Raw genomic sequence first — 8837 nt, forward strand, 5'->3', positions numbered from 1 at the left:
ACTTTTATAGGACAGTACCATTCCAAGCGAGGAATCCGGCTCTTTTGGTTACCTTTGTTTCTTGTTAATATAACGTGAGTTCGATGAATTATAAGTGTCTGTAAATTTGGTGATTAGCGAAAATTGTTGTAACTTTATGGTATTGATTTACAATGAGAAAGGAGAGCTTCTCAGTTTTATGATAACACCGGGAGATGTTGATGACCGTAAGCCTTTGGAGTACAAAACATTCATGCTACTTTGTAAGTTGTTGAAAACGAGTGATTTACAAATGGTACTAAAAGTCTTTCAAAAAAGTACAATCTTTTTGCCAAAAAAGTATAATCTTTTTGCCTAAAAAGTACCATCGTTTTTAAAAGAAGCTAATATCATTGTATGAAAAAGGTTACAACTTATATTGAAAAAAGTAGTATCGTTCCTGTCAGTTGTTCTCTTTCATCATTTAAGATACTTCTATGGAGAGAGTGTCTGATTAGAGGGGACCTACTTTTTGAAAAACAAGCCCGAAGTACCAATTAAAAGGACTTCGGGCGGAATATTTATGCTCTTTTGGTTTTAGCGGACAGCAATAGAACAAAATATGTCAAATCTCATGATTTTCTCGATTAATACCATCTGATGGTGTTGTTGATACCGCTTTGCTTCTCGTATTTGAGCGCATCGGTGAGTGTGGCTGCATTGCAGCGGAAGGTGAAGTTGTAGGTAGTGTAAGGTCTGAGAACGATGGAGGCACTCATGTTGAAGCAGTGTAGGTCGCGTGAGATGGTGGCGGTAGTCATGCTCATGGTATGATTTTCGAAGTCGTAACCTGTGGAGAAGTTGATGTTCCATCCATCGCTGATGCGAATGTTACCGCTGACGTTGAGGGTTTGAGTATATTTGTAAGGATATCTCATCGTTTTCTTGTTGAATTTTCCCTGTTGATTTTCTCGCATGGAGATACCATATCCTATGGTCAGCGACCATGGCATATTGAAGCGCATGTAGCCATCTTCATCTGTTTCGGCGATGCTGCTATTCGATTTCTTTTTGGCAGAGTGTTTTCCGCGTTCCAAATTCTCATCCATATTGGTTTCGATGTTTGGATCCACGCCCTCATCATCATTCTTATTGTCGTCTTCATTCTTGACTTCTCCGCCTCCAAACCATTTTTTTAGTTTCTCCGGGGTCAGCGTGAAAGAGAAGTTTTGCGACATTCCTTGAAATCTCGGGAAACGTCCGTATCCCCATTCTGTGTGGTTTCCTACATACGGTTTTCCGTTTTCATCAAATTCATAAGCATAGGTGGCGAACTGGGCATTCATAGAGAACGTGTAGTTCTTCCACCATTTCAAGCGTAGGCGCACGCTTAGGTCGCTCCAGCGGTGGAAATCGGTTGCGGCGTTGTACGACATGGATGCGCCCAGCTCATCGATGAGGCTTATTTTCCGGAATCCTGTTGAGTCCTTATCGCTCTTGATTTTCATCTCAAGGTTGTTGCTGATGTCCCATGAAATCATTTCTGTCTTGTTCTTTCCGGGCACTCCGTACATTCCTTCCTCGTATGGAGAGTATTCCACGAGCCGTACGTTTCCATCGGCATCCGTGTATTGATAACTGTCATGGTATCCGTAACGCCTTGCCCCGAAGTTGGGTGAGTAGGAAAGACTGATTTGTGGCGTGATGACATGGCGTATAGCTTGTATCTTATCGCCGAATAGTTTGCGGCTGGGTAACCAAAACCCATAGAGCTTTGTGCCGGCTGTGAGGTTCAGCGACCAATTGTAAACGTTGTAAAACCCGGACAAAGTGTCTTTTCTTTCTTTTCCTATCGTTTCATCCCACGAGCGTTGCACTTTGCTGGTGTACATTCGATCGGTGAAGTTGAAAGAAGGAGAAACGTTGAGATAGTTCAGTATCGTGAAGTTGCCTTGTATGGGGATGTTATGCTGAAATCCGTGTTTCCATTCTTTCATGAAATCCGACTTCAGTATTTTGTCTTCTTTCGCATAGATGGAGTTCGACAACTGTCCGGTGTAGCTCATGGAAATCTTCTCATACCATCTTTCCTTGCCCACGGCGCGCTTGCGTTTGAAAGGATTGAAACGGCTGAGACTGATGTTCAGGTCGGGCAAGGTGAGTTGGATGGTTGAGTCGCGCATGTTCTGCGAAAGGTTGGCTGTGGTGCTGAGCGATAATCCTATGCTTGAGAACTGTGTGCTCCAACTCACCGAAGATGTACGTGTGGATTGCGTGAGCGTCTGTGGGTTGTACATGCTGTTGAGGTTGTTGCGCTCATAGCTTGATGTGGCGAAGTTCACGCTTGCCGAGAGCGAGCTGTAAGGATTGGCTTTGGGATCTTGTCGGTGACTCCACTGCATCTTAAAGCTTTCTTCTTGTGTGTAATCGGGTAATCCTTTGTCGCCTGTCTTCGTACTTTGATAGCTGACGAGGATAGATCCCGAGTAGCGATACCTTTTGCGATAGTTGCTTGCGGCACTCACTCCCCATGAGCCCCTCGTATAGATTTCTCCCAGCAACTTTAAGTCCCATTTGTCGCTGATGGCAAAGTAGTAGCCGCCATCGCGAAGATAGAAACCCCTGTTCTGTTCCTCACCATAGCTGGGCATGATGAAACCGCTGGAATATTTCTTGGAGAAGGGGAAGAAACCATATGGTATTGCGAGTGGGAGAGGGACATCTGCTACCACAAGGTAAGCCGGTCCGAAGACGACATCCTTTCCCGGGCGCACTTTGGCGCGCGACAAGGCGATGTAGAAGTCGGGATGTTCCAAGTCGCATGTGGTATATCGACCACGCTGCATATAAACCATGCCGGTGGAGTCGCGTTTGGCTTTCTCCCCACTGAGGAACCCATCATCCTGTGCCGTGTAAACGTCTTTTATCATTCCCTTTTGCGACTTGAAATTGTAGGCCATCGTGTCGCTGGAATATTGTTGTTCGCCCAATGAAAACTCCGGTTTCCCCTTGATTCCGCCTTCCGAAGTAGAGTCTGCCGTGCCTGTGGCGTGTACCAAGTTGCTGTCTAAATTTAACACCACCTTGTCGCTCGACAGCTTCATGTTTTGGTAATCTACCTTGGAGTTTCCATAGAGATACGCCACTTGTGCACCGGCGTCATAGACCAGTGAGTCTTCTGCTGAATAATTGATGGGTGATTCTATTCCGTTCGATCGCGCTCGCATTACGCTGTCTGCCCGTATGGAGTCGTCTATTGCTTTGTTGTGCTGATAGATTGCCCGTTTCAGCGAGTCCATTCTTGTCGTGTCGGTTTTTGAAAGCGTTACCAAAGTTGTGTCATTGTCTCTATCTTGCTCGTTGTGTGTCGCGTTCGCTATGGATGTGCTGTCAGTGGGAATCGTGTGGAAACTGAATGTGTGGAGGGCAATATGCGTGTCAGCCATCGCAAAAACGATGACAAGCACGAATAGGAATATGACCGTCTTTCTTCTCATTGCCTAATAGCTTGCAAAATTAAGCAAATAATGGGGATTATGAATGTTATTTCTTTATTTTAACTTTTAAGGCTCAAACATTCGTTTCCATTCCCTGAAACGCAGTAATCCTTTCTCTCCGTAGCGTGCAATGCTTTTCTCTGCCCGCTCGTAAGTCTTCACCTCATCAAGTCGGGTCTTGGAATAGAATTTGTCAGCATAGCAAATAAGCTGTTCTTCGAGTGTTTCAGGCAAGAAATTCTTGTGCGGCAGCGGAAGGTTTTGTTCAATGATACTTTTCTTTGACAGCCCGGCTCCGGTGTGTCGCTCGCACACTCTCGCATGACGTGGAAAGCCTTCGCTTCTGAGCAGTTCCGCTCCCAATATGCCATGCCTGATGTAAGGCTCCGTGCCATGACAACAGATGCCGGGCGCATCGCACTTGAAGATGCCTATGTCGTGCAGCATGGCGGCTTCTTCGATGAAGTCGCTGTCGAACGAAAGCTCCGGATGAGAAAAAACAATCTGTAGCGCGCGTTGCGTTACAGATTGATTATGTGTGATGAGGATATGGCGCAGCTCATTATCCTCGGGGTAAAACTTGTCAATGATTGACCGGTAGTCCATTAATTCTCGGGTCTTTGAATATATGCGATCACATCACCCTTGTTAATCTTGGAGCCTTGTTTCGCATTGATTTCAACCAATTGTCCGCCAAGTGCGGCAGGCACTTCCACAAACTCTCCCCATGGGGCTTGCAGATAGCAGAGTTTGTCGCCTTCGGCATATTCTTTTCCGATGAATGGTTCTGTGGCTGCCACAACTTCTCCATCTCCTTGGAACTCCCAGAACACCTGTCCTTTCACCGGTGCCACGATAGCGTCTGCCTTTGCGTGCTTGAAAGCGGTTGCTTCCTCCATGCTGACCTTTGCTCCAAGTTTGGCATCCTTGGCTTTCTGCAAGTCGGCGAGGAAGTTTTTCTTTGCTTGTCCGCTCTTGTAGTTGCGGTACTGTTCGGGGTGCATGGCCAATTCCAGCAGCTCCTCGTCGTCCTGACCATAGTCCCAGCCGTTATCGTCCATTTCTTTGCGGAAGCTGTCGAGTGCGTTTTCAAGTAATGTATGCGGATCGGCATCGGTGAACTCAAGACCTTTCTTCTTTGCCAAATCAACCAATTCCTGATCTATCTTTCCGGGTACTTTGCCACTCTTTCCGAGTATCATTCCCCACATGGCATCGTCCATCATTACGAATCTTCCCTTTCCTTGTTCTATGGTGAGCAGGTTCATCAATGCGATGTTCTTTGTGTATTGGGAGAATGGTGTTACCAATGGAGGATAACCCACGCGTGGCCAAACGTAAGCCACTTCGTCGAACAGTTTCACCAGCATATCGTCAACGCTCAGCTCCGGCTCGCCTTTCTTTGCGCGGAGATTGTTGATGGTGGCGCGAATACCGCCGAGATCGGACATCATGGAGCCCATCATTCCACCCGGAAGTCCGCAACCAAGCAACAGAGAGCTCATGAGTTTGTTCTGTGGATTGATGAAATAGCCGAGCCATTCGTCAATGAATTCCTGTGTCATGGCACGTGCTTTCATGTAGGCGTCCATGTTGATTTCCGGAACATCAAAGCCGGCGTTCTTCAGCATACTCTGCACAGAGATGACATCCGGGTGTACTTTACCCCAAGACAGCGGTTCTATGGCGCAATCGAGGATGTCGATACCATTCTTTGCCACCTCCAGCATGGATGCCATTGAGAGACCGGGACCGGTGTGCCCATGATATTCAAGAATGATGTCAGGATGCTTCTCCTTTATCATCTTCGTGAGCCGACCGAGGAATGCCGGTTGTCCGATGCCTGCCATGTCTTTCAGACAGATTTCTTCTGCTCCCGCAGCTATTTCCTCGTCGGCAAGTTTGCTGTAGTATTCCAATGTATGAACAGGCGATGTGGTGATGCAGAGCGTACCTTGCGGTGTCATGCCTGCCTCCTTGGCCCATTTTATTGATGGGGCAATGTTACGGATGTCATTCAGCCCGTCAAAGATGCGTGGTATATCTACTCCCTGTGCGTGTTTTACCTTATACATTAATTGGCGAACATCATCGGGAACCGGATACATGCGGAGTGCGTTCAGACCGCGGTCGAGCATGTGGGTCTTGATACCTGCCTCATGCAATATTTTTGTATAAGCGCGGACAGAGTCGTTAGGGTTCTCTCCTGCAAGCAAGTTTACTTGTTCGAATGCGCCACCATTGGTTTCTACGCGTGAAAAGCAACCCATTTCAACAAATATGGGCGCGATACGCACTAATTGATCTTTGCGTGGCTGGAACTTACCGGAGCTTTGCCACATATCTCTATATATGAGACTGAATTGGATTTTCTTGGCCATATTTTATTATCTTTTCTTGTTCAATGTTGTCGTAATTGCTCACTGGCAATCCACCGTGCAAAATTAGGAAAAAAAAACTGAAAATCGGCTTATTGCCTTGTTTTTTTGCAATAATTGACTTTCCTTTCTTCTTCACAAGATGATGGAACAAGTGTTCCGGGCGGTGATTTCCTCTTTGTTTGAAAAGCGCGAAGAAGTTGTTTTCAGGCGAGTGCGATGCCTTCCGTGGGCCATTGCTTTGAATGGTTTTCCGATGGCTGTCCATATACGATGAAACACTACCCGATTGATAACGATTGCCGGTTCGTTCCTTATGCGGACAAACAGTGCTTTTGCCCCCCTGAAGAGGGATGGAACGACCACGATTGGCAATGTAACATCTGCAATGTTTTATTTTTTTTGAGGGACTGATTTGGAAATAATAAAGCAAATTAGAGCCAAAGCTTAGCTTTCGCAAGCCAAAAGCTTAGCTTTTGAGTGGTAAAAGCTTAGTTTTTAAAATGGGTGTTGTAAGTTGTTGATTAGCAAGGTGATAGAAAGGCGTCAGAAAACACTCTTTTTATCCACCATATTGTTAGAATTCAAACCCGAAGTTGATGTAGAAATAGGGCTTGTGTGTCTTGTCAGAATATCCAAGAGAGGCTCCCAGCGGTCCCAAGAATTTCAGGTTATAGAAATAGCCCACTTCCATACCCACTTTCGGAGAATGGTCGAAAAGATTGTTAAGGTCGTGCCCATCCTCGTAAGTCCCCAATCTGAAAATCAGGTAATTATTATCAGCTATCTGTTGTTGCAATTTCAGTTGGATGGCAATCCACTTGTTTTCCACCATCTCTACGTGCCCGACTCCCGCGAAAGGCATCTGCTGTTCCTCTAAATAGTGTCCGAACCATGCCCCACCGATGAAGTTTTGCAAATGAAACAAGGTAAGGTCGGTCATTCTTCCGGCACTGAAGTCCTCCGTTGTGTTTAGTGTCTTTCCCTTTTTCCCTGTGAGCATTCTCCCGTAAATCATAGGTTGGAAAGTCAGATGGTTGTTCAATGGGAAATTCATTCTCCATGACGCCTCTACGATATTGAACCCCACGTGTCCGTCGTAGTCCACGAAGTTTTTGGTTACATATCTGTAATCGGCATGAAAACGAGCCCCTTTGGTGGGAAAGTTCCACCCATTTTCAGAGTTGTAATCCACGGTGGCATGGTAATCCATGAAGTGTAGATTCTTTCTTGGTTGATTGTTGCCCTCATAATTAATTCCCACGAGCAAATCATTGTAATTGATATAATCGAAGCGTGTTCCTATCTTCACGTTAAAGTTTCGGATGTTGAAGTCGAAGAGTTGGAACGTGCCCCTGTGCTGGTCATATAAGGCATTGGAGAGCCTGTTGCCGTTGTCGTAGATATTGATGTCGTTGTGCCTGTAAGTGTAAGAAAGCGTCATGCGTCCGTAAGTCCAAGGCGTGATATTGAGGTTGCTTTTCACCATAATTCTCTTGCCCAGTCGCAGGCTCAGATCTATATCGAGTGGCATTTTGGTGTTGAAGCGTAAAGTGCCGTTGGCTTGCAGTGCCACCATTTCCTCTGTATCGAACCGAATGCCCAAACCCACGCGACTTTGTTTTTTTTCTTTTGCCACTATCTTCACATCGTATAAATCGTTTTCATTGGGAATGGGTGTGAAATAACTATCTGCATCCGTATAGAAAAGATTTACGCGCAAGGTGGCAACCATGTCATCCACCTCGTTAAGTGTAATGAATTGTTTGTTTTTGAGTTTGTACTTCTTGGTGAGAAAGGCAATGTCTTTCTCCTCCATGTTCTCGAAAAGAACTTTCCGAAGGCGCATTGTCTGCGGCAGTCCCACTACCTTTGCCGATGCAGGCTTTTTCGGCATGTAATCGTTGGGCAGTCCCAATTCTCTCTTTAGCGACATCAGGCTGTCCCAATGCTTCATGGCTTCCTGTTCTCCGCGGACTATCAAGGTGTCGATTGCCTTTTTCGTAAAACTTGCCGCTGTGTACCCTTTTGTGTCGCATCGGATGAGGATGTCTGTTGCCTGCATGTTCGCTTCGTATTTGTTCATGCAGTTCACGTCCACAATTTGTCCCAATATCGACGAACCGTTTTCCAAATCGTCTGCTGTCTTTGGTTCCCCCTGCACGGTTACGCCTATCACCACATCGGCTCCCATCTTTCGAGCAATATCCACGGGGAAATTATTACGCAAACCGCCGTCCACCAGCATCTTGTCCCCCTCCCGAACCGGAGCGAACACTCCGGGAATGGACATGGAGGAACGCATGGCCTTGGCGAGAATGCCCTCCTGCCAAACCACTTCGGTGTTGTCCACGATATTGGTTGCCACACAGGCAAAGGGTATGGGCAGTGTGTTAAAATTGATGGAGTCGATATAGTTTGCCGTAAGTTTTGAGAAAAGCGACATCAGGTTCTTTCCCTCGATAAAGCCACCCGACTGAAACTTTTTCTTTTTACTGAGCGAGAAGGTCCGGGATAGGAAATAAGTGTTTTGTTTGCGTCGTTCGTCTATACTCTGTCGGTTCATGCCGGCCTTGTCGGAGAGCAGAAATCCCCAATCTTGTACGTGCACCAGCGAGTCAAGTTTATGCGAGTCGTAACCTATGGCATAAAGCCCGCCCACCAAAGCACCCATGGATGTACCCGTGATGATGTCAATGGGAATGCCTGCCTTCTCAATCACACGCAGTGCGCCGATGTGTGCCATGCCTTTCGCACCTCCACCACTGAGCACGACTGCCACTTTCTTTCTTCGAACCGTGTCGGCTGGTTGTGCGAAGAGGGTGGGGCAAAGGCTCGCGAAGAGCAAGATAAGTAAGAATTTCTCAAGAGATGACCGCATGACCATATATGATTTTTACTGAATGCAAATGTACGAAAAAAGCTCCGATTGAGAAATCTTTTTCTTGGAATTGTCTCAAACGGGCTTTCTCCTTGCTACTGAGCGCAGAGTCAACCAGCAAGT

Annotated in this window: 5 protein-coding genes and 1 pseudogene; 1 reads left to right on the forward strand and 5 read right to left on the reverse strand. The window is 46.4% G+C overall.

Going from position 1 to position 8837, the window contains the following annotated elements:
• Positions 1–142: 142 nt before the first annotated feature.
• A pseudogene (locus ETF27_RS11445) lies at positions 143–235 on the forward strand (IS982 family transposase); the annotation flags it as partial.
• Between the two features lie 370 nt (positions 236–605).
• On the opposite strand, the gene ETF27_RS04250 reads toward ETF27_RS11445, so the two are convergent.
• From ETF27_RS04250 to ETF27_RS04270, 5 genes are all read right to left on the reverse strand, one after another.
• Complete coding sequence (locus tag ETF27_RS04250) at positions 606–3455, reverse strand: putative LPS assembly protein LptD (RefSeq protein ID WP_147785527.1); 2850 nt, start codon at positions 3453–3455, stop codon at positions 606–608.
• Between the two features lie 66 nt (positions 3456–3521).
• The gene (locus ETF27_RS04255; RefSeq protein WP_130829586.1) at positions 3522–4061 is read right to left on the reverse strand and encodes an HDIG domain-containing metalloprotein; all 540 of its coding nucleotides are present in this window, start codon (positions 4059–4061) and stop codon (positions 3522–3524) included.
• The gene (locus ETF27_RS04260) at positions 4061–5836 is read right to left on the reverse strand and encodes an oxaloacetate decarboxylase (RefSeq protein WP_130829585.1); all 1776 of its coding nucleotides are present in this window, start codon (positions 5834–5836) and stop codon (positions 4061–4063) included. The genes ETF27_RS04255 and ETF27_RS04260 overlap by 1 nt, the downstream gene beginning before the upstream one ends.
• Positions 5837–5968: 132 nt before the next feature.
• Entirely contained in the window at positions 5969–6199 is a 231-nt protein-coding gene (locus ETF27_RS04265) for a hypothetical protein (RefSeq protein ID WP_147785528.1), read from the reverse strand.
• Between the two features lie 211 nt (positions 6200–6410).
• Positions 6411–8714, reverse strand: a complete 2304-nt coding sequence (locus ETF27_RS04270; protein WP_240048126.1) for a patatin-like phospholipase family protein — start codon at positions 8712–8714, stop codon at positions 6411–6413.
• Positions 8715–8837 lie beyond the last annotated feature (123 nt).

The organism is Prevotella brunnea, from assembly GCF_008016795.1.
Taxonomy (GTDB): domain Bacteria; phylum Bacteroidota; class Bacteroidia; order Bacteroidales; family Bacteroidaceae; genus Prevotella; species Prevotella brunnea.